Consider the following 24,252-nt stretch of genomic DNA (forward strand, 5'->3'; position numbering starts at 1 on the left):
GACGACGCGGCGCGCGCCGCCGCGTTGACTGATGAGCATGCACCAGCACGCACTCCGGCTCCGCGCCGTCACGAAGCGCTTCGGCCTCGGCGACGCATCCGTCACCGCCCTCGACCACCTCGACCTCGAGATCGCCCCCGGCACGCTCACCGCCGTCATGGGGCAGTCCGGCTCCGGCAAGTCGACCCTCCTCCACCTCGCCGCAGGCCTCGACGCGCCCACGTCCGGCGACGTCGTCATCGGCGGCACCTCCGTCGTCGGGCTCGACGACGACGCGCTCACCGCGCTTCGCCGGCGCGAGGTCGGCGTCGTCTTCCAGTCGTTCAACCTCGTGCCGAGCCTCACCGCGCTCGAGAACGTGCAGCTGCCCGCGCTGCTCGCCGGCCACGAGCCCGAGCACGAGCGCATCCGCACGCTGCTCGACGACCTCGGCATCGCGGGCCTCGCGGCCCGTCGCCCGCACGAGCTCTCGGGCGGTCAGCAGCAGCGCTTCGCCATCGCCCGCGCGCTCGCGCACCGCCCGGCGATCGTGCTCGCCGACGAGCCGACCGGCGCGCTCGACAGCGCCACCTCGCTTGAGGTGCAGGAGATCCTCGTCGCCCAGGCCGCCGCCGGTCAGGCGATCGTCGTCGTCACGCACGACCCCGCGGTGGCCGCTCGCGCCGAGCGCGTCGTGCTGCTGCGCGACGGCCGCATCGACGACGACCTGCCGGCGACGGATGCCGCCACCATCGCCCAGCGGATGCTGCGGCGCGCCGACGCCATGGACCCCGTCCCGGCTGCTGGACCCCAGATCTCGGGTCCAGCAGCCGCAATCGGGTCCGCCAGCGACCGCGCCATCGACGGCGGCTCGCGATGACCGCGACGCTCGCGCCGGCCGAGGCACCCGCGGCCGCGCCCCGCACCACGCGCGCGGCGACCGCGTCCTCGCGCACCGGCGCGGTGCTCGCCTTCGCGGTCGCCGCGCTCGCCGCCGCCTTCGGCACCGCGCTCTCGACGCTCATGGAGCACGCTGCGCTCGCCCTCTACGGCGAGCGGATGGTCGCCGAGAGCGAGACGGCGCGGCTGCTGCTCGCGCTCGCCGGCACGCTGCTCATCGGCGTCTCGGTCGTCGTCGCGGCGATCGTCGTCCGCCAGGCGCTCACGAGCGCCGTCGAGGACCTGCGCGGCGAGATCGCGCTGCGCCGCCTGCTCGGCGCCACCGCGCGTGCCGAGCGGCGACGGATGCTCGGCCGCTTCGTCGGTGTCGGCGTGGGTGGCGCCGCGCTCGGCTGGGGCGTCGGCGTGCTCGCCGCGATCCCGGTCGAGGCGCTGCTCTCGCAGCTCTCCGGCGGCTTCGAGCTCGTCGGCATGCCGCCGGTCATGCCCGCCGCCATCGTGCCGGCCGCGGCGGTGGCCGTCGCCGCCGCCGTCGCCGCGTGGCTCGCGACCGGCGCGGTGCTCGCCGTCACCCCGCTCGAGGCGCTCCGCGGCTCGGGCGTCGATGCCGAGACCACCGGGCGCCGACCGCGCCGCGCCGTCGCGCTCTCCGCGCTCGTCATCGGGGCGCTGCTGCTCGCGGGCGCCGTGCTGCTCGGCGCCGTTACGCCGCTCGCGGTGCTCGTCGGCTTCGCCGGTGGCGTCGTGCTCGTCATCGGCATCGTCGGCATCGCCCCGGTCGTCGCCCCGCCGCTCGTCGCCCTCGCCGGCCGTGCGATGGGCCGCTCGGTGCCCGCGCGCGTCGCCGCCGGGACGCTCGCGACGCATCCCGGCCGCACGGCATCGCTCGTGCTCGCGCTCTTCGTCGGTGCCGCGATCGTCACGATGATGGTGACCGCCGGCGCATCGCTCACGACTGCCGTGCTCACCATCGAGCGCGACCCGGTGTTCCGGGCCGAGCTCGAGGCGCTGCTCACCGGCGTCACGACCGTCGTCACGGCGATCGTCGGGTTCTCGGCGGTGCTCGGCGTGCTCGGCTTCGTCGCCGCGATGCTGCTGTCGGTGCGCCGCCGCACCCGCGAGATCGGCCTGCTGCGGATGCTCGGCATGCGTCGCGCGCACACCATGCGGATGCTGCTGGCCGAGGCGGGCGCGATCACGATCGTCGCCGTGACGACCGGCTTCGGCATGGGCGTGCTGCTCGGGTGGATCGGCGTGCAGTCGATGGTGGGCTCGGTGATCGGGGTCGTCTCGACCGCGCCGACGATCCCGTGGCAGCTGCCGGTCGCGCTCGCGGTCGCCGGACTCCTCGTCGCCGCGACGGCGAGCTGGCCCGCGGGCCGGCGAGCGTCGCGGATCGCGCCGCTCGCCGCCGTCGCGGCCGACTGACGCGCCGCGGCGCCGCCACCCCCGCCCCACCCTGCCCGGGAGGGGCGGGGGTGTACGCTGGCCCCATGCAGAGCGCGCTGCTCCTTCGTCGCCGCGACGAGGCCTGACCCCGGGCTTCCTCGTCGCGGAGGCCGTCCTGCCCGGACACGAGAGCAGCGACAGGAGCGAACGATGAAGAACATGCAGCAGCCGAGCGGGATGCCGGCGCACCGCTACACCCCGTACCACGAGCAGATCCGGGTCGACCTCCCCGACCGGACGTGGCCGTCGAAGCGCATCGAGCGCGCGCCCCGCTGGTGCGCGGTCGACCTCCGCGACGGCAACCAGGCGCTCATCGACCCCATGACCCCCGACCGCAAGCTGATGATGTTCCAGCTGCTGGTGCGGATGGGCTACAAGGAGATCGAGGTCGGGTTCCCGTCCGCGAGCCAGCTCGACTTCGACTTCGTGCGCAAGCTCATCGACGAGGACCTGATCCCCGACGACGTCACCATCCAGGTGCTGACGCAGTGCCGCGACCACCTCATCCGCCGCACGTTCGAGTCGATCGACGGCGCCAAGCAGGCGATCGTGCACATCTACAACTCGACGAGCGTGCTGCAGCGCGACGTCGTCTTCCGCTCCGACCGCGAGGGCGTCAAGCAGATCGCCGTCGACGGCGCGAAGCTGTGCCTCGAGCTCGAGGGCATGCTCGAGCGCACGCAGGTCTTCTACGAGTACAGCCCGGAGTCGTACACCGGCACCGAGCTCGACTACGCCGTCGAGGTCTGCAACGCGATCATCGAGACGTTCGACGCGCGCCCCGAGCGCCCGGTCATCATCAACCTGCCTGCGACCGTCGAGATGGCGACGCCCAACGTCTACGCCGACTCGATCGAGTGGATGCACCGCCACCTCGCGCGCCGCGACTCCGTCATCCTGTCGCTGCACCCGCACAACGACCGCGGCACGGGCATCGCGGCGGCGGAGCTCGGCTACATGGCCGGCGCCGACCGCATCGAGGGCTGCCTGTTCGGCAACGGCGAGCGCACCGGCAACGTCGACCTCGTCGCGCTCGGCCTCAACCTGCTCACGCAGGGCATCGACCCCGAGATCGACTTCTCCGACCTCGACGGCATCCGCCGGGTCGCCGAGCACTGCAACCAGCTCAAGGTGCACGAGCGCAGCCCCTGGGCCGGCGACCTCGTCTACACCGCCTTCTCGGGCTCCCACCAGGACGCCATCAAGAAGGGCTTCGAGCGGATGGCCGACGACGCGGCCGCGCAGGGCAAGAGCGTTGACGAGATCACCTGGGCCGTGCCCTACCTGCCCATCGACCCGAAAGACGTCGGCCGCAGCTACGAGGCCGTCATCCGCGTGAACTCGCAGTCGGGCAAGGGCGGCGTCGCCTACCTGCTGAAGGCCGACCGCGGGCTCGACCTGCCGCGCCGCCTGCAGATCGAGTTCTCGAACATCGTGCAGGGCCGCACCGACAGCGAGGGCGGCGAGGTCACGAGCGACGCGATCTGGACGATCTTCAGCGACGAGTACCTGCCCAACCCGTCGCGCGAGGCGGAGGACCAGTGGGGCCGCTTCGAGCTGCGCGAGGTCGGCTCGTCGTCGTCGCTCGGCGGCGAGACGCGCCTGACGGTCGTGCTGCGCGACGAGCAGACGCTGCGCGACGTCGAGTCGGCCGGCAACGGCCCGATCGATGCCCTGCTGTCGCTGCTGCGCGCCGAGGGCGTCGAGGTCTCGCTCATCGACTACGTCGAGCACACGCTCGCCGAGGGCCAGGACGCCCAGGCGGCGTCCTACGTCGAGCTCGAGCTGGGCGGGGTGCGCTACTGGGGCGTCGGCATCGACCACTCGTCGACGAACGCGTCGCTGCGGGCGATCGTCTCGGCCGTGAACCGCGGGCTGCGCGCCGCGGGCCCTGTGCAGGCGGAGGAGCGCGCGACCGCCGAGCACGTCTCCGCCTAGTGCCCACGTACCGCGACGAGGGGGTCGTCCTCCGCACCCACCAGCTGGGGGAGGCCGACCGCATCGTCACGCTGCTGACGCGCGAGCACGGCAAGGTCCGTGCCGTCGCCCGCGGCGTGCGGCGCACCTCGTCGCGGTTCGGGGGGCGGCTCGAGCCGTTCATGGTCGCCGACCTGCAGCTCGCGGTCGGCCGGAGCCTCGACATCGTCACGCAGGCGGTGACGCTCGGCAGCTACGCGCCGGTGATCGTCGCCGACTACCGCAGCTACACCGCGGCGGCTGCGATGGTCGAGACGGCCGACCGGCTCACCGACGAGGACGCCTCCCGGCAGCAGTACCTGCTGCTCGTCGGCGCCCTGCGGTCGCTCGCGCGTCAGGAGCACGACCCGTCGCTGACGCTCGACTCCTACCTGCTGCGGGCGCTCTCGGTCGCCGGATGGGCGCCGTCGTTCGGCGACTGCGCCGTCACCGGCGCGCCGGGTCCGCATCGCGCGTTCGTGCCGCGGCTCGGCGGCATGGTCGCCGACCAGGCGGCGCCTCCTGGGTCGCTGCGCATCGACGAGCCGACGCTCGACCTGCTGTCGGCGCTGCTGACGGGCGACTGGGCGCACGCGGAGGCCGCACACCAGGGCGTGCGCACCCGCGCATCCGGTGCCGTCGCCGCCTACGTGCAGTGGCACCTCGAGCGCGGTCTGCGCAGCCTCGAGCACGTCGATCGCGGCGTGCAGTGAGCGAGCCGCTGCGGCCCGTCGACTGGACGGGCGAGCACCCGCCGGCCTACGAGCCGGGCACCGTGCCTGCGCACGTCGCGATCATCATGGACGGCAACGGCCGATGGGCGAACCAGCGCGGGCTCACGCGCACGCAGGGGCACGCCGCCGGCGAGGCCGTGCTGCTCGACGTCGTCGCGGGCGCGCTGCAGGCGGGCGTGCAGCACCTGTCGGTCTACGCCTTCTCGACCGAGAACTGGAAGCGCAGCCCCGACGAGGTGCGCTTCCTGATGGGCTTCAACAAGGACGTGCTGCGCCGCCGCCGCGACCAGCTCGACGCCTGGGGCGTGCGCGTGCGCTGGGCCGGACGCCGGCCGCGGCTCTGGACCTCGGTGATCCGCGAGCTCGAGGAGGCGGAGCGCCGCACGGCCGGCAACTCGACGATGACGCTGCAGATGTGCGTGAACTACGGCGGCACGCACGAGATCGCGGATGCGGTGCGGTCGATCGCCGACGACGTCGCGGCCGGGCGCCTCAAGCCCTCCGGCGTGACCGACCGGCTCGTGCGCAGCCGCATGTACAACCCCGACGTGCCGGACGTCGACCTCTACATCCGCTCGTCCGGCGAGCAGCGTATCTCCAACTTCCTGACCCTGCAGGGCGCCTACGCCGAGATGGTGTTCCTCGACCGGCTGTGGCCCGACTTCACGCGCCGCGACCTGTGGCGGGCGCTCGACGTCTACACCGGACGGGACCGCCGCTTCGGCGGCGCCGTCGACGCGCCCAAGGCGTGATGCGCCGCGCGATCGCCGCCGCGGCGGCCGTGCTGCTCGCGGTGATCGGATGCGCGCAGGCCGATCCCGAGCCGGCGCCGGCGGGCGCGTTCGACGAGGCCGCCTTCGCGGCGCTCTGGGCCGAGGCCGAGGCGGGCGCGCTCGACTACCAGCTCGGCGGCGCGTACGAGCCGGGCGACGGCGTGACCGTGGTCGTGCGCGACCGCGAGGCGGCGCCCGCGGGCGTCGCCATCGACGTCTGCTACGTGAACGGCTTCCAGACGCAGCCGGGTGAGCTCGACTGGTGGCTCAGCGAGCACCCCGAGCTGCTGCTGCGCAGCGACGACGGCGAGCCGGTGGTCGATCCCGCCTGGCCGGACGAGCGCATCCTCGACACGTCGACGGCCGCCGCGCGCGACGCGGTCGCCGGCGTCGTCGGCGGCTGGATCGACGGCTGCGCCGACGCCGGCTACGAGGCGGTCGAGCTCGACAACCTCGACTCGTGGACGCGTGCCGATGGCCTCGACGCAGAGGGCAACCTGGCGCTCGCCGCGCTGCTGACCGCCCGCGCGCACGCGGCGGGCATCGCGGTGGCGCAGAAGAACGCGCTCGAGGCGGGAGACGCCGGGCCCGCCGCGGGCTTCGACCTCGTGGTCACCGAGGAGTGCGCGCGCTTCGACGAGTGCGACGACTACGGCGCGCTCTACGAGCGCCACCTCGCGGTCGAGTACGAGGGCGAGCTGCCCGAGGGCGGCTTCGCGGCCGTCTGCGAGCGCGCGGACCAGCCGCCGCTCACCGTCCTCCGCGACCTCGACCTCACCACGCCGGACGACCCGGCCCACGTCGTCGAGCGCTGCTGACCGACCTCGTCCGCCGAAGTTCCCCGAACTCGGGGTTTTCGAGCCGAGAACTCGCAGTTTCGGGAAGCTCGGCGCTCCGCACTCGGCGGGCCGGGCGGTGCGTCAGGTGAGGCGGGCGCGCCAGGGGTGGTCGTCGGCGAGGCGCTCGGCGAGCCACGCGCGCGCGTCGGCGTCGAGCGAGGGCAGCGCCTCGTCGAGCCACGCGACGTCGGCGTGCTCTGCCGCTGCGTAGGCCAGCACGATCTGCGGCTTCGCGAACCGGATGCCGTCGACGGTCACGAGCGCGTCCTCGAGCGGCATCGTCACGGCCGTGTCGCGGCGGAACCGCCACGACTCGCTGTCGCTCGGGTCGAGCAGCACCTCGTACTCCCACTGGCCGTAGGCGCTGTGGCGCAGCCAGATGCTCGTCGTGCCGATCGGCAGCACGTCGGAGTCGTGGGGGAGCAGCGGCTTGAGCGCGCCCTGGAACGTGGACCACAGCTGCCACTTGCCGCCGAGCCAGCCGCGCAGGAGGCTGAGCTCGCTGCGGGGGATGACGATGTCGAGGTCGCCGTGCTCGCGCCGGCGGCCGGTCGCGACGTCGATCGCCCAGCTGCCGCCGATCCACCACGCACCGGAGTAGCCGTCGAGCAGCTCGGCTGCATCGCTGGGCCAGCGCTCCGCCCAGGCCCCGTAGAGCTCCCGCCGCTCCTCGCTCCGCATCAAGCCTCCTCGCACGCGATCGGGGCGCTGACGCCCCGAGGGATGAGCCTATCCCAGCGCCGTCTCGCACCACGTGCACACCGGCGCCGGCGTGCGCCGCGATCGCGCCCCGCGCTCGGTAGAATCGAGGTTCACGTGCCGCGCGCGCGGCTCGGGCTGACCGGCCCGGGCGGTCGGCGCGCGACCGATCTCAAGGAGCCCCCGTGGTGCAGAACCGTCTCGACGCCGTCATCAACCTCGCGAAGCGACGCGGCTTCGTGTTCCAGGCGGGCGAGATCTACGGCGGATCCCGGTCGGCGTGGGACTACGGGCCCCTCGGCGTGGCGCTCAAGGAGAACATCAAGCGCCAGTGGTGGAAGACGTTCGTGCAGGGCCGCGACGACATGGTCGGCCTCGACTCGTCGATCATCCTGCCCTCGGCCGTGTGGCAGGCATCCGGTCACGTCGCGACCTTCACCGACCCGCTCGTCGAGTGCCTGCAGTGCCACAAGCGGCACCGCCAGGACCACCTCGAGGAGGCGTTCGAGGCCAAGAAGGGCCGCGCCGCCGCCTCGATGGAGGAGATCACCTGCCCCGACTGCGGCACGACCGGCAAGTGGACCGAGCCGCAGATGTTCTCGGGCCTCATGAAGACCTACCTCGGCCCGGTCGACAACGAGGCCGGTCAGCACTACCTGCGCCCCGAGACGGCGCAGGGCATCTTCGTCAACTTCTCCAACGTCCTCACGGTCTCGCGCAAGAAGCCGCCGTTCGGCATCGGCCAGGTCGGCAAGGCGTTCCGCAACGAGATCACGCCCGGCAACTTCATCTTCCGCACGCGCGAGTTCGAGCAGATGGAGATCGAGTTCTTCACCGCGCCCGACGACGCCCCCGAGTGGTTCGACCGCTGGGTCGAGGCGTGCTGGTCGTGGTTCGTCGACCTCGGCGTCGACCCGGCCAACATGCGCCGCTTCGAGGTGCCCGAGGACGAGCGCGCGCACTACTCGGCCGGCACGATCGACGTCGAGTACCGCTTCGGGTTCCAGGGATCCGAGTGGGGCGAGCTCATGGGCATCGCGAACCGCACCGACTTCGACCTCTCGTCGCACTCGAAGGCGTCCGGCAAGGACCTCGTCTACTTCGACCAGGCCACGGGCGAGCGCTACACGCCCTTCGTCATCGAGCCGTCGTTCGGCCTCACCCGCAGCCTGATGGCGTTCCTCGTCGACGCGTACGCCGAGGAGGAGGTGCCGAACGCCAAGGGCGGCACCGACACCCGCACCGTGCTGCGCCTCGACCCGCGCCTCGCGCCCGTCAAGGTCGCCGTGCTGCCGCTGTCGCGCAACGAGCAGCTGTCGCCGCTCGCCCGCGAGATCGCCGGCCGCCTGCGCAGCCTCTGGGCGATCGACTTCGACGATGCCGGTGCGATCGGCCGCCGCTACCGCCGCCAGGACGAGGTGGGCACGCCGTTCTGCGTCACGATCGACTTCGACTCGCTCGAGGACGGCGCCGTGACCGTGCGCGAGCGCGACTCGATGGCGCAGACCCGCGTCAAGGTCGACGAGCTCGAGGCGCACCTCGCGCAGGGGCTCATCGGGGCGTGAGCACTCCAGTGCGCACCACGCCGGCGCTGTCGATCGGGCCCATCGCCCTCGACGCGCCGGTCGTGCTCGCGCCCATGGCCGGCATCACGAACACCGCCTTCCGGCGGCTGTGCCGCGAGTTCGGCGCCGGCCTGTACGTGAGCGAGATGATCACCTCTCGCGCGCTCGTCGAGCGCACGCCCGAGACCATGCGGCTCATCAGCCACCACGAGTCCGAGTCGCTGCGCTCGGTGCAGCTGTACGGCGTCGACCCGCGCACGATCGAGCAGGCCGTCGGCATCCTCGTCGACGAGGACCGCGCAGACCACATCGACCTCAACTTCGGCTGCCCGGTGCCGAAGGTCACCCGTCGCGGCGGCGGCAGCGCCCTGCCGTGGAAGCGCGACCTGTTCGCCGCGATCGTGACCCGCGCGGTCGAGCGGGCCGGCGACATCCCCGTGACGGTCAAGATGCGCAAGGGCATCGACGACGACCACCTGACGTTCCTGGATGCGGGCCGCATCGCCGAGGACGCGGGCGTCGCCGCCGTCGCCCTGCACGGCCGCACCGCCGCGCAGCACTACTCCGGCACCGCCGACTGGTCGGCGATCGCCAAGCTCAAGGAGGCCGTCACCTCGGTGCCGGTGCTCGGCAACGGCGACATCTGGCAGGCGGAGGACGCCGTGCGGATGATGCGCGAGACCGGCGTCGACGGCGTCGTGGTCGGCCGCGGCTGCCTCGGGCGCCCGTGGCTCTTCGGCGACCTCGCCGCCGCCTTCGCAGGCAGCGACGCACGCCACCGCCCGACCCTCGGCCAGGTCGCCGACGCCTTCCGCCGCCACGCCGAGCTGCTCGTCGAGTTCTTCGACGAGGAGGATCGCGCGTGCCGCGACATCCGCAAGCACGTCGCCTGGTACTTCAAGGGCTACCCCGTCGGCGGTGACGCGCGCCGCGCGCTCGCGGCCGTCGAGTCGCTCGCGCAGCTCGACGACCTGCTCGGCGCGCTCGACCGCTCCGTGCCCTACGTCGCCGACGGCATCGAGGGCCAGCGGGGCCGCGCGGGCAGCCCCAAGAAGCCCGCGCTGCCCGACGGCTGGCTCGACAGCCCCGAGCTCACGACCGCGCAGCGCGCCGCGCTCATCGAGGACGAGAGCGACACCCGTGGCGGCTGAGCGAGCCGGCGCCGACCGCGACGTGCGCGGCTCGGTGTCGCCCGGCTACACCGCGCACGACGCCGAGCGGCGCCTGCCGGAGACGCACGCCTCCGCGCGCACCGACTTCGCGCGCGACCGGGCGCGGCTACTGCACTCGAGTGCCTTCCGCCGGCTCGGGCAGAAGACGCAGGTGCTGTCGCCGACGATGGGCTTCGACGACTCGCGCACGCGGCTCACGCACTCGCTCGAGGTCGCGCAGATCGGCCGCGAGCTCGCCGGCGAGCTCGGCCTCGACCCCGACGTCGTCGACACCGCGTGCCTCGCCCACGACATCGGGCATCCGCCGTTCGGCCACAACGGCGAGCGCGGCCTCAACGAGTGGGCGCTGTCGATCGGCGGCTTCGAGGGCAACGCGCAGACGCTCCGCGTCATCACGCGGCTCGAGCCGAAGGTCATCCGCGACGAGCCGTTCGGCCTCAACCTCACGCGCGCCTCGGTCGACGCCGCGTGCAAGTACCCGTGGCCCGCCGGCGACGTGCACGACGCCTCCGGCCGCATCAAGTTCGGCTTCTACGAGTCCGACCGCGAGGCGTTCGAGTGGATGCGCGAGGGCGCGCCCGAGGGACGCCCGAGCGTCGAGGCGCAGGTCATGGACCTCGCCGACGACATCGCCTACTCGGTGCACGACTTCGAGGACGCGGTCGTGGGCGGCTACGTCGACGTCGCGAAGCTGCAGAGCCGCGTCGGCCACGACGAGCTCGTCTCGACGATGCTCACGTGGGTGGGTCCGGAGTTCACGCGCGACGAGCTGCTCGCCGCCTTCGACCGGCTTGACGACCTCGACACCTGGCTGCGCTCGTTCGACGGCTCCCGCGCCGACCACGCGCGGCTCAAGAACCTCACGTCGAAGCTCATCGGCCGCTTCGCGAACGCGGCGAGCCGGCTGACGCGAGAGACGCACGAGGGGCCGCTCGCGCGCTTCGGCGCCACCGTCGAGGTGCCGCGCGAGGTGCGCGCCGAGATCGCGGTGCTCAAGGGCACGGCCGCGAGCTTCATCCTGGCCGAGCGCCGGCAGCCGATCTACGCGAGCCAGCGGCGCATCCTGCAGGAGCTGTGCGACGCGCTCGTGCGGATCGGCCCCGAGGCGCTCGACCGGGCGTACGCGGATGACTGGGCGCAGGCGCCCGACGACGCCGCGCGCGCCCGCGTGGTCGTCGACCAGGTGTCGAGCCTCACCGACCGCGGCGCGTTCGCGTGGCACGAGCGCCACGTCGGGGACTGAGGGCGACCATGGCGGGGCGGATCCGGCGCGAGGACATCGACGAGCTGCGCGCTCGCATCTCGATCGTCGACGTCGTCGGCGCCCACGTCACGCTGAAGACGGCGGGCGTCGGCAGCATGAAGGGGCTCTGCCCGTTCCACGACGAGCGCTCCCCGTCGTTCCACGTGCGGCCAGCCGTCGGCCGCTACCACTGCTTCGGCTGCGGCGAGGACGGCGACGTCTTCCAGTTCGCGATGGCGATGGACCACACCTCGTTCGCCGAGACCGTCGAGCGCTTCGCCGCACAGGCCGGCTTCACGCTCCACTACGAGGACGGCAAGCCGCAGGAGGAGACGAGCGGCCGGCTGCGCCTGCTCGAGGCGAGCCGCGCTGCCGAGGCGTACTTCCGCGAGCAGCTCGTGACGCCCGCCGCGGCGCTCGGGCAGCGGTTCCTGGGGGAGCGGGGCTTCGACCTCGCCGCCGCCGAGCGCTTCGGCGTGGGCTTCGCCCCCGCATCCTTCGACGCGCTCGGCCGGCACCTCAAGGGCCGCGGGTTCACCGAGGCCGAGCTGCTCGGCGCCGGCCTCCTGAGCGAGGGCCAGCGCGGCAGCTACGACCGCTTCCGCGGCCGCCTCATCTGGCCCATCCGCGACGTCGCCGGCGCGACCGTCGGGTTCGGCGCGCGCCGGCTGTCGGACGACGACAAGGGCCCGAAGTACCTGAACTCGCCCGAGACGCCCATCTTCCGCAAGAGCCAGGTGCTCTACGGGCTCGACCTCGCGAAGCGCGACATCGCCCGCGGGCACGAGGCGGTCGTGGTCGAGGGCTACACGGATGTCATGGCGTGCCACCTCGCGGGCGTCACGACCGCGGTCGCGACGTGCGGCACGTCGTTCGGCGTCGACCACATCAAGGTGCTCCGGCGCGTGCTCGGCGACGTGTCGACGACCGACACGCGCTCGCTCGGCCGCGTCGTCTTCACCTTCGACCCGGATGAGGCGGGCCAGCAGGCGGCGGCCCGCACGTTCGCGGAGGAGCAGCGCTTCGCCGCGCAGACGTTCGTCGCGGTGCCGCCCGGCGGCCTCGACCCGTGCGACCTGCGGCTCGAGCGGGGCGACGACGCCGTGCGACGGCTCGTGCAGCAGCCGCGGCCGCTGTTCGAGTTCATGCTGCGCCGGATCGTCGCGCAGCACGACCTCGAGACCGTCGAGGGCCGCGTCGCGGCGATGCGCCGCGCAGCGCCCGTGCTGCAGTCGATCCGCGACCGCGCGCTCGCCGATGGCTACACGCGCACGGTCGCCGGATGGCTCGGCGTCTCGCCCGACGAGGTGCGCTCGGCGGTGCGGCAGGCCGGGCCGCGCCCGGCTGCCGTCGCAGAGGGTGCCGCCGCCGCGCATCCGCCCGCCGACGTCGCGCTGCGCCAGCTCGAGCGCGACCCCGCATCGCGGCTCGAGCGCGACGCCATCTCGGCGCTGCTGCAGCAGCCCGCGGTGCTCGGCCGCGACCTCGCCGTGCGCGGCGCCACCGCCTACATCGCGAACCCGTCCCTCGCGGTCGTGCGCGACGGCGTGCTCGCCTCGCTCGACGCGATCGAGGCGACCGACTTCTCCGAGCGCGTCGCCGAGGCGGTGCCGGCCGAGATCGTGCCGCTCGTGCGCACCCTTGCGATGGCGCCCATCCCGCAGTCGACGAACGAGGGCGTCAAGGCGTACGTGCGCGGCATCGTCGGCTCGCTCGTCGACCGCGACATCCTGCGCCGCAAGGCCGAGCTGCTCGGCAGCCTGCAGCGCATGGGCGGCGCCGATCCGGAGGGATCGAAGCGCCTGCAGGAGCAGCTGCTCGAGCTCGAGCGCGAGCGGCGGTCGCTGCGCTCGGAGTGACCGCCGCCTGTGCTCGGCTGCTGCGCTGCCGCTACGGGACCAGGAAGTTGATCTGGAAGTGCTCGGCGATGATGTCGTCGATGTGGTCGATGCCGCCGGCCGCGCCGCCGCAGGTCGCGCGGATCGAGCTCGTCGACTGGCTCGACTGGAAGTTGCGGGCGAAGTACGCCTCGGCGTCGCCGGTCGCCTCGTCCTCGGTGTAGATCGAGAGGAAGGCGACCGTGACGCCCTGCGTCGAGGGGCTCAGGTCGAGCGTGTCGGGGTCCCAGTCGTCGGTCGTCGTGCCGGAGAGGGCGGCGAGGGTCGCCTCCGAGCTCGCGTACTCGTCGGTGTCCGCGCTGTCCTGGGCACCCTGGTAGGCCCAGATGTCGCAGCCGGTGGCGGTCTCGATCACGTGGATCGTCGGGCCGACCGGGAAGTCGGAGTCGCCCTGCACCGCGAAGGCGTCGTCGACGATGATGCTCGTCTCCCAGCCGGCGAGCGTGCCGGGCTCGAGCTCGGTGCCGAAGTCGACGTACTCGGGGAGGTCGCCGCTGCCCGCGTCGGGCGTCGGCTCGACGTCTTCCGTCTCGGTCGGCTCGGGCGCTGCCTGGCTCTCGGTCGGCGCGGGCGGCGGCGGGAGCGTCGGCACGGCCGGGGGCAGCACGATGCAGCCCGAGAGGGTGAGCGCGGCGCCGGCGGCGACGACGAAGAGCGGCAGGCGGAAGCGGGACGAGGGCATGGATGCTCCAGGGCGTGCAGGCGGCAGTGGTGCTCGAACGCTAGCGCGGAACCGCAGCGTGCGACCGGTGGCCGCGCGGGATGCTACGATTGTCGTCGCTGCTGCAGCGATCCTCGATAGCTCAATTGGCAGAGCAGCCGGCTGTTAACCGGCAGGTTGATGGTTCGAGTCCATCTCGGGGAGCGACAAGGCCCCGCCTCACGGCGGGGCCTTTCTCGTGCTCGGAGCGGTGGTCTCGACTCGGGCGGCGCGCAGAGCGCGCCGACCGGCTCGACCCGCAGCTGCTGGTCGAGCCGCACGGCCGCCCTGCGGCCGCGCGAGTCGAGACCACCCAAACGAGGGGAGCGTCAGCCCTCCAGGTCGTCCACGCCCGGCAGCCAGCTGAGGCCCTCGACGCCCCACTTGTTGCGCTTGATCGCCTTCTGCACGCCCTTCGTGCCGAACGCATCCAGCCGGTCGGCGTAGAGCACGCCGTCGAGGTGGTCGAACTCGTGCTGCAGGATGCGCGCGAGCCACCCCGATGCCTCGAGCTCGTAGTGCTCGCCGTGCTCGTCCTGCGCGCGGAGGATCGCTCGCTCGGCCCGCAGCAGCGCGAAGCGCTCACCCGGGATCGAGAGGCAGCCCTCCTCGTCGTCGTCCCCGGGCACGCCGATCGGCAGCGGGGTGATCCACAGCTCCGGGTTCACCGCGACGCCGCGCGTCTGCACGCCGTCCTCATCCGTCCAGTCGTAGACGAACACGCGCTTGCCGATGCCGACCTGCGGTCCGGCGAGGCCGACGCCCGGCGCAGCCTCCATCGTCGCGAACATGTCGGCGACGAGGGTCGCGAGCTCCGCATCGAAGTCGGTGACGGGCTCGGCAACGCGGTGGAGCACCGGCTCCCCGGTGATGCAGATGGGCAGAACAGTCATGTCCTCCAGGCTATCGAGGCCCGCGGCGGTAGGTTCGACACGTGCTGTCCACCTCGCTCGACGACCTCGCGGCGGAGATATCCCTCACGCCGCTGCAGGCCGTGGGCATCCCGCTCGCGATCGTGGGCGCGGTCTTCCTGTCGGTGGGCACCCAGTTCCAGCATCGCGGGGTCGGCCACTTCCAGGGCGGCGACCAGCGCGGCGCCGCGCTCGGTGGCAAGGCCGTCCTGAAGATGCTGCGCGAGCCGGCCTGGGTCGTCGGCACGCTGCTGCTCGGCCTCGCGATCATCTTCCAGCTCGGTGCGCTCGCTTTCGCCCCGCTCATCGTCGTGCAGCCGCTCGGCGCTGTCGCCCTCGTCGTCACGGCGCTGCTCAACGCGCGCCTCGCCGGCATCCGGCTCGACCACCGCACCGTCCGCTCGATCGTGCTGTGCCTCATCGGCATCGGCATCTTCGTGTTCATCGCCGCGATCTTCGCGATCGAGCGCCCGATCCGCGACCAGCAGCTGCTCACGGTGCTGGCCCTGCTCGTCGTCGCCCTCGGCGGTCTCGGCGCGCTCTGGTGGTTCTTCCGCTCGCGGGCCAACGCCGTCTTCTACATCGTCGCCGCCGGCGTGCTGTACGGATTCGTCGTGACGCTCTCGAAGGTCGTCATCAACCGCATCATCTCCGGGCAGTTCGAGTGGCTGACGGTCGTCTGCGCCGTCGCCATGCTGGTCGCGGTGCTGGCCGGCAGCTATGCGGTCCAGCTCGCGCACGCCTCGGGCCCGCCCGACCTGGTGATCGCCGGCCTCACCGTCATCGACCCGCTCATCGCAGTGCTCATCGGCGTCACCGTGCTCGGCGAGGCGGCCGCGACGCCGCCGTGGGCGATCATCGTCTACGCGGGCGCCGGTGCGCTCGCCGTCACCGGGGTCTTCCAGCTCGCCCGGCACCACCCCCAGATCCGGATGCCCGGTGCGGCATCGGAGGAGGACGAATGACCGACCGACCGCTGCGCATCCTCATCGCGACCGACACCTTCGCGCCCGACGTCAACGGCGCCGCGAAGTTCACCACCCGGCTCGCCGCGCGACTCTCGAAGCGGGGCCACGAGGTGCACGTCGTCGCGTCGGCGCTCGGCCGCGGCAAGCAGGGCACGCACATCGAGGAGCACGAGGGCCAGCGCTTCACGGTGCACCGCCTCCGCTCGATGCTCTATCCCGGCCACGAGTGGCTGCGCTTCGCGGAGCCGTGGCGGATCTGGCAGAACGCCGCGTCGCTGCTCGACGCGCTGCGGCCGGACGTCGTGCACTTCCAGTCGCACCTCGTGCTCGGACGGGCGTTCTCGACCGAGGCGAAGAAGCGCGGCATCCGCGTCGTCGGCACCAACCACCTGATGTTCGAGAACCTCATGGACCACTCGAACATCCCGCGCGCGATGCACGGCAAGGCGGTGGACTTCGCCTGGCACGACGCCGCCACCGTGTTCGGCCGCTGCGATGTCGTGACGACGCCGACGCGACGCAGCGCCGACTACCTCGAGCGGAAGACCGGAATCACCGGCGTGCACGCGATCTCGTGCGGTCTGCCCGGGGACGAGTACCTGCCCAACCCGGAGCGCCAGCGCGGACGGATCGTCTTCGTCGGCCGCGTCACGAGCGAGAAGCGGCTCGAGACGCTCGTGCGAGCTGTCTCGCAGCTGCCGACGGATCTCGAGTGGCACCTCGACATCGTCGGCGGCGGCGACCTCATCGACGAGCTGGGTGCGCTCGCGCGCGACCTGCGCGTCGCCGACCGCGTCACGCTCACCGGCTTCGTGAGCGACGACGAGTTGCGCGAGCGCCTTCGCTCCGCCGAGGTCTTCGCGATGCCGTCAACCGCTGAGCTGCAGTCGATCGCGACGATGGAGGCGATGGCGACCGGTCTGCCGGTCGTGGCGGCGGATGCGATGGCCCTGCCGCACCTGGTGCGGGACGGCGCGAACGGCTGGCTCTTCCGGCCGGACGACGCGACCGACCTCTCGAAGAAGCTCGAACGCATCCTGCGGCTCGACGACGACGAGTACCGCGCCTTCCAGCAGCACAGCCTCGACATGGTCGCGCCGCACGACATCGAGCGGACGATCACCGCGTACGAGCGGCTCTACCGCGGCGAGGAGATCCGCGACCCGGAGACCCGCGTCGAGCTGCACGGCTAGGCTCGATCTCCGGGCCGGAAGGCCTCGGGGCGGTAGCTCAGCTGGTCAGAGCAGGGGACTCATAATCCCTCGGTCACGGGTTCAAGTCCCGTCCGCCCTACTGCGTCGACGCAGAGCGTCCCCCCGACCAGATCACGGAGCCCTTCGCATGAGCACAACGCAGGTGTCAGACCGTGGGGCATCTCACCTCCGCGGATCCGGCCAGACCAGAGTGCTCGTTGCGGACCGACAGTGCTGCACGAGGGGCGGTCACCGATGACCGCGCTGTCGATCGCGGTCACCGGCGGCTCGGGCAAGCTCGGCCGAACCGTCGTGCGCGTGCTCCGCGAGGCCGGCCACGAGGTGACGAACCTCGACCGGACCGGGGAGCGAGGTCCCGGGTTCGTGCAGGTCGATCTCACGGACTACGGCCAGACGATCGACGCCCTGACCGGAGTCGATGAGCATGCCAAGGCCTTCGACGCAGTCGTGCACCTCGCCGCGATCCCGGCGCCGGGGCTCCTGACCGATGCCGCCACGTTCCACAACAACATCACCGTGACGTACAACGTCTTCCGAGCGGCGATCCGGGCCGGCGTCCGCACCATCGTCGCCGCGTCGAGCGAGACCGTGCTGGGACTGCCGTTCGACGTCCCGCCGGCCTACATCCCGGTCGACGAGCACTCGACCCGTCCCGAGACCAACTACTCGCTCGCGAAGCACCTGGAAGAGCAGCTCGCCATGCAGCTCGTGCGCTGGCACCCCGATCTCTCGATCCAAGCGCTGCGGTTCTCGAACGTGATGGAGCCGGCCGACTACGCCGAGTTCCCTTCGTTCGACGCCGACGCTCGGCTGCGCAAGTGGAACCTCTGGGGATACATCGATGCACGCGATGGCGCCCAAGCAGTGCTCAAGGCGATCGATCGCGGTCGGCGCGAACCCGGCTTCGAGCACTACATCATCGCTGCGGCCGACACGGTCATGTCGCGCTCGAACGCAGACCTCGTCGGCGAGGTGTTCCCGGATGTCGAGATCCGCGGCGACCTGGGAGTGAACGAGACCCTGCTCTCGATCGACAAGGCTCGCGCACTGCTCGGCTTCGAACCCATCCACTCCTGGCGCTCGTAGGCTGCCGGAGCAGCCGTGCTGCCTCGGCAGCCTCTCGCCCCAAGGGCGCTCACGGGTGACCGGCGACCGAACCTTCGACGATGCGATCGGCTTCGAGCTGCTCGAGTGCCGTCGTCACGAACCACTCCCATCGCCTGGAGGGGTACAGCAGGGATGACGCGGGAGGATGAGCACATGAGCTACACACCCCACGTCGAGGTCGCCGCATGACGGTCGAGCCTCGCCCGGCCGAGCACGGGCCCGCAGCCGAGCGCGAGCAGGACACCCAGGTCGGCGACGTCGAGCTCACGCGCTGGCGAACGCAGCTCGGTCGCTGGCTCGCGAGCTTCGCGCGGTGGCTCGCCGACACGGTCGGTCCCTACGGCACGCTGCTGCTCACGCTCGCCATCGGCGCAGCCATCGCCGGGCTGCTCAGCGTCGTCGCAGTGCTCGTGTACGACGCGGTCACCGATCAGGACGGCGTCGCGGGCATCGACCGCCCGCTCCTCGACGCCATCCTCACGATCCGCAACCCCGCCGTCGACCCGTACATCACGAGCTTCACCGACCTCGCGGGCACGGTCGGGATGCCGCTGGTCGCCATCGCGGCGATCCTCATCCTCAGCATCCGGCGCCGATCGTGGACGCCCGTGGTGCTCATCGTCGCCGCGGGTGGCGGCTCGCTGCTCATGACGATCGCCGGCAAGGTGCTGATCGGCCGCGAGCGGCCGCCGCTCAGCGATGCCGTGCCGCCCTATGAGGTCTCGGCCTCGTTCCCGAGCGGCCACACGCTCAACGCGGTCGCGATCCTCGGCGTGATCGCGTACCTGCTCGTGCTCCGGCGGCAGAGCAACGCGGCCCGCGCCGCCATCATCGCGGTCGCCGTCATCGCGACGATCTTCGTCGCGGGGAGCCGCGTCTACCTCGGCCACCACTGGGTCACCGACGTCATCGCCGGCTGGGCGCTCGGCGCCGCGTGGCTCGCGCTCGTGATCACGGCGCATCGCCTCTACCTGACGTCCCGGCTCCGACGCGACGAGCAGCGCGCCGTCGCCTGAGCCGCCCGAGGAGCGCTGGCGGAGCACGTCCGCGCCTAGCGGGTCAGCGGACCCGCGTGCTAGACCGAAGCCTCAGCGACCCCCGGAGGCTCCCATGGCACCTGACACCGTCGACGATGCCAAGCGAGCCGCCAAGGAGGCTGCCGAGCAGGCCGAGCGAGCCGCCGAGGCCGCGCAGCACGCGGCGGCGGAGCTGGACCAGCAGCGGCGGAGTCAGGATGCCGACGGCGCTTCCGACGACATCGGCCGCGGCGGCGATGGCATCGGCACGGGGGAGGCCCGCGGATGAGCGCGCCGCGCGACGGCGCGCCCGACGAGCGCGCCGAGCCGTCCAGGGAGGCGCCGGACGTCGGCAAGGGCGGTGACGGCACCGGCTCCGGCCAGGCGATCGGCGGGCGATGATCCCCGAGGGGTTCGCGACCGTCTACGCCTTCCTCGGGCTGGTCGCGCCAGGGCTGCTCTTCGAGATGCGGCGCGAGCGGCGACGGCCATCGCTCGAGCAGTCGAGCTTCCGGGAGGCGAGCCGCGTCGCGCTCATGAGCCTCGTGTTCACGACCGCGTCGATCCTGATCCTCATGGTGGTCGCGCTCGTGGTGCCGGGAGCACTGCCCGACCTCGCGGCGTGGGTGGGCGACGGCGATGGGTATGCGCGCGAGCACTTCTGGCGCATCGTCGCCGGCGTCACGGCCGAGGTCGTGATCGCGTGCCTGCTCGCGCTCGGCGCCGACCGCTACCTGGGCCGCGGTGACACCGCCGCGCATCCGATCGGCCACGGCGACCTCTGGAACTCGCTCTTCTCCGCCGACCTGTCACGGGACCAGGTCGCGTGGGTGAAGGTCGAGCTCAGCTCGGGAGCCCAGTACTGGGGCTACGTCGACTACTTCACCATCGGGAAGCCCCCGTCGGAGCGGGAGATGGTGCTCAAGGGCCCGCGGATGCAGTCGCGCGACGCGGGTGCGATCACGCCGGCGGAAGAGGAGTACTGGGCGTACGTCGTCGTGAAGTACGCCGACGTGCGCCTGCTGAAGGTTCGGTACGAGCCGCGGGCGAAGGCATCCGCGCCGCCGCTGTGAGCGGCGCCCGGCCTCAGCGGCGCGACGCGGCCGAGCGGCCGAACCGCGTCGCGGCGTAGGCGACGAGCCCCACGCCGATCGCGATCCCGCCGAACAGCCACACGTGCGGCTCCTGCTGCGTCAGGAGCAGCACGCACGAGCCGATGCCGAGCACGGGCACCCACGTCCACACGCGGAAGTGGTCGTGCTCGACGCGCTCGCGCCGCAGCACGAGCACCGCGACGTTCGTGCTGAGGAACACGAACAGCAGCAGCAGCACGACGGTCTCGGCGAGCGTGCCGAGGTCGCCGACGAAGGTGAGACCGATCGCGATCGCGGTCGTCACGAGGATGGCGACCCACGGCGTGCGGCGCCGCGGCAGCACGCGACCGAGCACGGCGGGCAGCAGACCCTGCTCCGCCATGCCGTAGGCGAGGCGGCTCGCCATGATCATCGTCAGCAGGGCGCCGTTCGCGACCGCGACGAGCGCGATCACGCTGAAGACCCAGCCCGGCAGCGGGGCACCGGTCGCGGCGAAGACGTCGAGCAGCGGCGAGCTCGAGCCCGAGAGCTCGTCGGCGGGCAGCGCGATCGCGCTCGCCAGTCCGACGAGCAGGTAGACCACGCCGGCGACGAGCAGCGAGCCGATGAGGGCGCGCGGGTACACCTTCGCCGGGTCCTTGATCTCCTCCGCGACGTTCGCCGACGTCTCGAAGCCGACGAACGAGTAGTAGGCGATGATCGCGGCGGCGAGCGTCGCGAGCGCCGGGTTCGCGCCGGCCGGGAACTCGCCGACGCGGCTCACATCGCCACCGCCGCCGAGCACCATGAAGGCGACGGCGACGATGATGAGCAGCAGTCCGGTGAGCTCGACGATGGTCATGACGACGTTGCCCGCCATCGACTCGCGGATGCCGCGCGCGTTGAGCGCGGCGACGAGCAGCAGGAACACGGGGGCGGCGATCATCGGCGCGATCGGCACGAGCGCCGCGAGGTAGTCGCCCGCGAAGGCGAGCGCGAGCCCGGCCGCGCTGACGACGCCGGCGGCGAGCATGCAGAAGCCGACGAGGAAGGAGACGATCGGGCTGCCGAAGGCGCGCTGCGCGAAGACGGCTGCACCGCCGGCACGCGGATGCTTCGTCACGAGCTCGGCGTACGACCCGGCGGTGAGCAGGGCGAGCAGCAGGGCGAGCAGCAGCGGCAGCCACATGGCGCCGCCGACCTCGGCCGAGAGCTCGCCGGTGAGCGCGTAGACGCCGGCGCCCAGCACGTCGCCGAGGATGAAGACGAACAGCAGCGGCCCGGTGATGCCGCGCTTGAGCTTGCTCGGGGTCTCGTGGTCTGCCGTCGTCGTCGCCCGTGCATGCTCGCTGGTCATCGTTCCAGGCTAGGTGAACGCACGCAGGCAGACCGCCATCGCACCGGTCGTGCGCGTCGGAAGTGGGCACTTCTGCCACCCACGGGCCGGGCGTACAGTGCGCACGGGGTCATCGTGCACGACGGGGGACGCCATGTCAGACCTGGTGGATGCGGCTGCCGCGAGCGAGCCGCGCGTGCTCGAGCTGCGGGTCCACGGCGTCAACAACACGACGCCCGCCGCGCTGCTCGACCTGCCGCAGGACGACATCCAGTGCCTGCGCGGTGATGCAAAGGCCGCGTTCTGGCTCGCTGCGCCGCGGCAGAACCCTCCGAACCGCGCGCGCGGGCACATCCCCGCCGGGATCCGACGCGAGGCGTACTCGTGGGGCGGGCTCGTGCGGTCGGAGACGGCCAAGCACACGGCGAGCCGCTCCATCGCGCTCGCCTTCCAGGTGCTCGCCCTCCCGTTCAGCATCGGCAACGGCGCCATGTGGACGCGCCGCCTGCCCCATGACAGCGACACCGGTGCCACCCGGCTCCGGGCGAACATCACCGCGGCGGCCGCGCGGCTCTTCGGGTTCGTGCTCACCCTGCTCTTCACGACGACCGCGGTGACCGTCGCCGTCGACCTCATCGCGCTGCAGTGCTCGATCGGCGGCGAGTGCTCAGCCTGGCCGTCCGACCTGCTCGGGAGCGCGGTGGCATCGATGCCGGGACTCGCCGCGCTGCTCACGCCCGGCCGTGTGCTCGCGCTGCTCGCGATCGTGCCGGTGCTCGGCGTCGGGCTGCTCGTGCTCTTCGCGCGCATCGCGCGCATGCGCTACGACACCCTGCACACGCACGAGACGGCTGCCGGCGCCAAGGCCAGGGAGGCCATGGAGGCGGCGAAGGCGAAGGGGAGCCCGGCGCAGCCCGATCGTCGCGCCGTGCTCGCGCAGCCCGCGTTCTGGTCGAACCGCACCACCGCCCACCTCGCGCTCGTGCACTTCGCGGGCGCGACGGCGCTGACGACGGCGCAGGTGTCGTGGCACCTCGTGGCGTTGAAAGCGTCTGCGGGCTTCCCCGCGATCCTCTGCTGGGCGGCCGTCGTGCTCCTGGTGCTCTCGGCCGTCGCGGCGGCGATCCTGCCGACCATGACGATCACGCCGAGCGCGCCGGAGGGCCCGCGGTGGAGCGCCTGGCTCGCGCAGGGGCTGCTCGTGCTCGCGATGCTCTGCTTCGCGCTGCTGCTCGTGCTGCTCGTGCTCCCGTCGGCGCCCGACCTGTCGTCCACCGACGGCCTCGCCGGCGACGAGCTGCCGCCGCTGCTCATCATCACGCTCGGCGGGGTGCTCGCGCTCTCGGGCGTCGCGTGGCGGCCTCGCGGCTTCCGCGCCGGCACCGCGTGGCTCGGCTCCACGCCAGCGGTGTTCATGCTGCTGTCGCTCACGGTCGGCGTGCTGACGAGCTCGGCCGTCATCGCGCTGACCACGATCGTCGTCGCGGGCTGGGGCGGTCCGGCAGCGCTGGTCGCGGGCGCCGCGACCCGCTCTGGCCTCCACGCGCCGGATGTCTTCCTCGCCCTCGGCGGGATGATCGCGGTCGCGCTGCTGCTGAGCCTCGTCGTGCTCGTGACCTTCCTCATCCCGCGGAAGCTGCTCGCCGACCGCGCGAAGACGTGGCTCGTGCAGGACGAGGACGACCCGCTGCGCGCACGGCTCGAGCGCGACCGCCGACGTGCGGCGTTCATCCACCTCATCGAGCCGGCGACCGGGACCATCGCGACGCTCATGGCGGTGGCGATCGGCCTCGCGCTGACGTGGGTCTGGGCGGGCGTGCTGTGGCAGGCACCGCTGCCCGGTGTCGCGAGCGGCACGGCGAGGGTGCTCGGCATCCGCGTCGCCGACATCCTCGTGCTCACCACCTGGTCGCTCACGGTGGTCGGCGTCGCGCTCGCGGGCATCGTCGCCCTCGGGGTGCTGCTGCGGAAGCCGGGGCTGCTCGCGATCGTGTGGGACGTCACCTGCTACCTGCCGCGCACGGCGCAGCCGTTCGGGCCGCCGTGCTACGCCGAGCACGCGGTGCCCGACATCGCGCAGGAGCTCGACGAATGGCTCTGCGAGCACCCCGAGCGGCGTGCGGTGCTCGCCGCGCACAGCATGGGCGCCGTGATCGCGGTCTCCGCCCTCGGGCTGCTGGCGGCGACCACGCGCGATCCGACGGTGGTCGACCGCGTCGCGCTCCTCACCTTCGGGTCCCAGTTGCGCACCTACTTCGGCCGGCTGATGCCAGAGCTCGTCGGGCCGGCGGTGCTCGGCACCTATCCCGCGCGAGGGCCGCGGCCGTGGAAGCGCGACCCGTGGTCGACGGATGCGCTCGACGACGACCGCGCCTGGGACGCGCCCCCGCCACAGCCGTCGATGACCAGGCTCGGCGGTGCACTGCTGCCGGGCGACGGGGTGCCGTGGATCAACCTCTGGCGGCTGAGCGACTACCTCGGCTTCCCGGCGGTCGCCGGGCGGACGAGCCTGCGCCGAGCGGAGACGACCTACGAGAACGCCATCGATCGCTACGCGCAGGAGATCGACCGGACGATCGATCCGCCGGTGGTCGTGACGCACAACGACTACTTCCGTGTGCCCGCGTACCAGGACGCGCTGCTCGAGCTGCTGGGCGGCCCGGAGATCGCGGAGCGCGTGGACGGCGGCTCGGCGGCGCGCTGACGCCATGCGTCCGTGC

At 72.5% G+C, this 24,252-nt stretch carries 21 protein-coding genes and 2 tRNA genes; 19 read left to right on the forward strand and 4 right to left on the reverse strand.

The window, feature by feature from the left end:
* Positions 1–37: 37 nt before the first annotated feature.
* From ABIB37_RS11060 to ABIB37_RS11085, 6 genes are all read left to right on the forward strand, one after another.
* On the forward strand, positions 38–859 hold the full coding sequence (locus ABIB37_RS11060; protein ID WP_354260369.1) for an ABC transporter ATP-binding protein: 822 nt from the start codon (positions 38–40) through the stop codon (positions 857–859).
* Positions 856–2,307, forward strand: a complete 1,452-nt coding sequence (locus tag ABIB37_RS11065; RefSeq protein ID WP_354260371.1) for an ABC transporter permease — start codon at positions 856–858, stop codon at positions 2,305–2,307. Before ABIB37_RS11060 ends, ABIB37_RS11065 begins: the two co-directional genes overlap by 4 nt.
* A 171-nt stretch (positions 2,308–2,478) precedes the next feature.
* Positions 2,479–4,266 (forward strand): 2-isopropylmalate synthase, encoded by a 1,788-nt coding sequence (leuA, locus tag ABIB37_RS11070; protein ID WP_354260373.1) that lies wholly within the window; start codon positions 2,479–2,481, stop codon positions 4,264–4,266.
* Positions 4,266–4,997 (forward strand): DNA repair protein RecO, encoded by a 732-nt coding sequence (recO, locus tag ABIB37_RS11075; RefSeq protein WP_354260375.1) that lies wholly within the window; start codon positions 4,266–4,268, stop codon positions 4,995–4,997. The genes leuA and recO overlap by 1 nt, the downstream gene beginning before the upstream one ends.
* Positions 4,994–5,770, forward strand: coding sequence for an isoprenyl transferase (locus ABIB37_RS11080; RefSeq protein ID WP_354260377.1), 777 nt, complete (start codon positions 4,994–4,996; stop codon positions 5,768–5,770). Before recO ends, ABIB37_RS11080 begins: the two co-directional genes overlap by 4 nt.
* Complete coding sequence (locus ABIB37_RS11085) at positions 5,770–6,609, forward strand: endo alpha-1,4 polygalactosaminidase (protein ID WP_354260379.1); 840 nt, start codon at positions 5,770–5,772, stop codon at positions 6,607–6,609. Before ABIB37_RS11080 ends, ABIB37_RS11085 begins: the two co-directional genes overlap by 1 nt.
* 102 nt (positions 6,610–6,711) lie before the next feature.
* Here ABIB37_RS11085 and ABIB37_RS11090 read toward each other — a convergent pair whose 3' ends face one another.
* Positions 6,712–7,311 (reverse strand): nucleotidyltransferase domain-containing protein, encoded by a 600-nt coding sequence (locus ABIB37_RS11090; RefSeq protein WP_354260381.1) that lies wholly within the window; start codon positions 7,309–7,311, stop codon positions 6,712–6,714.
* A 203-nt stretch (positions 7,312–7,514) separates the two neighbouring features.
* Here ABIB37_RS11090 and ABIB37_RS11095 point away from each other — a divergent pair, with 203 nt between their 5' ends.
* The 4 genes from ABIB37_RS11095 to dnaG are packed head-to-tail and all read left to right on the forward strand — an operon-like array spanning position 7,515 to position 13,168.
* Positions 7,515–8,894 carry a glycine--tRNA ligase gene (locus ABIB37_RS11095; protein ID WP_123698096.1) on the forward strand — a complete coding sequence of 460 codons (1,380 nt, stop codon included), beginning with the start codon at positions 7,515–7,517 and terminating at the stop codon, positions 8,892–8,894.
* A complete protein-coding gene (gene dusB / locus ABIB37_RS11100; RefSeq protein ID WP_354260383.1) occupies positions 8,891–10,045 on the forward strand; it encodes a tRNA dihydrouridine synthase DusB in 1,155 nt (384 codons plus the stop codon). The genes ABIB37_RS11095 and dusB overlap by 4 nt, the downstream gene beginning before the upstream one ends.
* The gene (locus ABIB37_RS11105) at positions 10,035–11,309 is read left to right on the forward strand and encodes a deoxyguanosinetriphosphate triphosphohydrolase (protein ID WP_354260385.1); all 1,275 of its coding nucleotides are present in this window, start codon (positions 10,035–10,037) and stop codon (positions 11,307–11,309) included. The genes dusB and ABIB37_RS11105 overlap by 11 nt, the downstream gene beginning before the upstream one ends.
* A gap of 8 nt (positions 11,310–11,317) precedes the next feature.
* Positions 11,318–13,168, forward strand: a complete 1,851-nt coding sequence (gene dnaG, locus ABIB37_RS11110) for a DNA primase (RefSeq protein WP_354260387.1) — start codon at positions 11,318–11,320, stop codon at positions 13,166–13,168.
* Between the two features lie 31 nt (positions 13,169–13,199).
* On the opposite strand, the gene ABIB37_RS11115 is transcribed toward dnaG, so the two are convergent.
* Entirely contained in the window at positions 13,200–13,889 is a 690-nt protein-coding gene (locus tag ABIB37_RS11115) for a hypothetical protein (RefSeq protein ID WP_354260389.1), read from the reverse strand.
* Between the two features lie 110 nt (positions 13,890–13,999).
* Between ABIB37_RS11115 and ABIB37_RS11120 the strand changes: the two genes are divergently transcribed.
* Positions 14,000–14,072, forward strand: a tRNA-Asn gene (locus ABIB37_RS11120).
* Between the two features lie 164 nt (positions 14,073–14,236).
* Here ABIB37_RS11120 and def read toward each other — a convergent pair.
* Positions 14,237–14,800 carry a peptide deformylase gene (gene def / locus ABIB37_RS11125; RefSeq protein WP_354260391.1) on the reverse strand — a complete coding sequence of 188 codons (564 nt, stop codon included), beginning with the start codon at positions 14,798–14,800 and terminating at the stop codon, positions 14,237–14,239.
* A gap of 41 nt (positions 14,801–14,841) precedes the next feature.
* On the opposite strand from def, the gene ABIB37_RS11130 reads away from it, so the two are divergent.
* From ABIB37_RS11130 to ABIB37_RS11160, 7 genes are all read left to right on the forward strand, one after another.
* A complete protein-coding gene (locus ABIB37_RS11130) occupies positions 14,842–15,783 on the forward strand; it encodes a DMT family transporter (protein ID WP_354260393.1) in 942 nt (313 codons plus the stop codon).
* Entirely contained in the window at positions 15,780–16,979 is a 1,200-nt protein-coding gene (locus ABIB37_RS11135) for a glycosyltransferase (protein WP_354260395.1), read from the forward strand. The genes ABIB37_RS11130 and ABIB37_RS11135 overlap by 4 nt, the downstream gene beginning before the upstream one ends.
* A 26-nt stretch (positions 16,980–17,005) precedes the next feature.
* A tRNA-Ile gene (locus ABIB37_RS11140) sits at positions 17,006–17,079 on the forward strand.
* A 164-nt stretch (positions 17,080–17,243) separates the two neighbouring features.
* Positions 17,244–18,086, forward strand: coding sequence for an NAD-dependent epimerase/dehydratase family protein (locus ABIB37_RS11145; RefSeq protein ID WP_354261601.1), 843 nt, complete (start codon positions 17,244–17,246; stop codon positions 18,084–18,086).
* 206 nt (positions 18,087–18,292) lie between these two features.
* Positions 18,293–19,123 carry a phosphatase PAP2 family protein gene (locus ABIB37_RS11150; RefSeq protein WP_354260397.1) on the forward strand — a complete coding sequence of 277 codons (831 nt, stop codon included), beginning with the start codon at positions 18,293–18,295 and terminating at the stop codon, positions 19,121–19,123.
* 94 nt (positions 19,124–19,217) lie between these two features.
* Positions 19,218–19,412, forward strand: a complete 195-nt coding sequence (locus ABIB37_RS11155; RefSeq protein ID WP_354260399.1) for a hypothetical protein — start codon at positions 19,218–19,220, stop codon at positions 19,410–19,412.
* A 109-nt stretch (positions 19,413–19,521) separates the two neighbouring features.
* Positions 19,522–20,196: a DUF6338 family protein gene (locus ABIB37_RS11160; RefSeq protein ID WP_354260401.1), complete on the forward strand. Its 675-nt coding sequence runs from the start codon at positions 19,522–19,524 to the stop codon at positions 20,194–20,196.
* A gap of 13 nt (positions 20,197–20,209) precedes the next feature.
* Here ABIB37_RS11160 and ABIB37_RS11165 read toward each other — a convergent pair whose 3' ends face one another.
* Entirely contained in the window at positions 20,210–21,553 is a 1,344-nt protein-coding gene (locus tag ABIB37_RS11165; protein ID WP_354260403.1) for an APC family permease, read from the reverse strand.
* A gap of 133 nt (positions 21,554–21,686) precedes the next feature.
* Between ABIB37_RS11165 and ABIB37_RS11170 the strand changes: the two genes are divergently transcribed.
* On the forward strand, positions 21,687–24,236 hold the full coding sequence (locus ABIB37_RS11170; protein ID WP_354260405.1) for a hypothetical protein: 2,550 nt from the start codon (positions 21,687–21,689) through the stop codon (positions 24,234–24,236).
* Positions 24,237–24,252: the final 16 nt, after the last annotated feature.

Origin of the sequence: Agrococcus sp. UYP10, assembly GCF_040547205.1 — a bacterium.
In the GTDB taxonomy this organism is placed as follows: domain Bacteria; phylum Actinomycetota; class Actinomycetes; order Actinomycetales; family Microbacteriaceae; genus Agrococcus; species Agrococcus jenensis.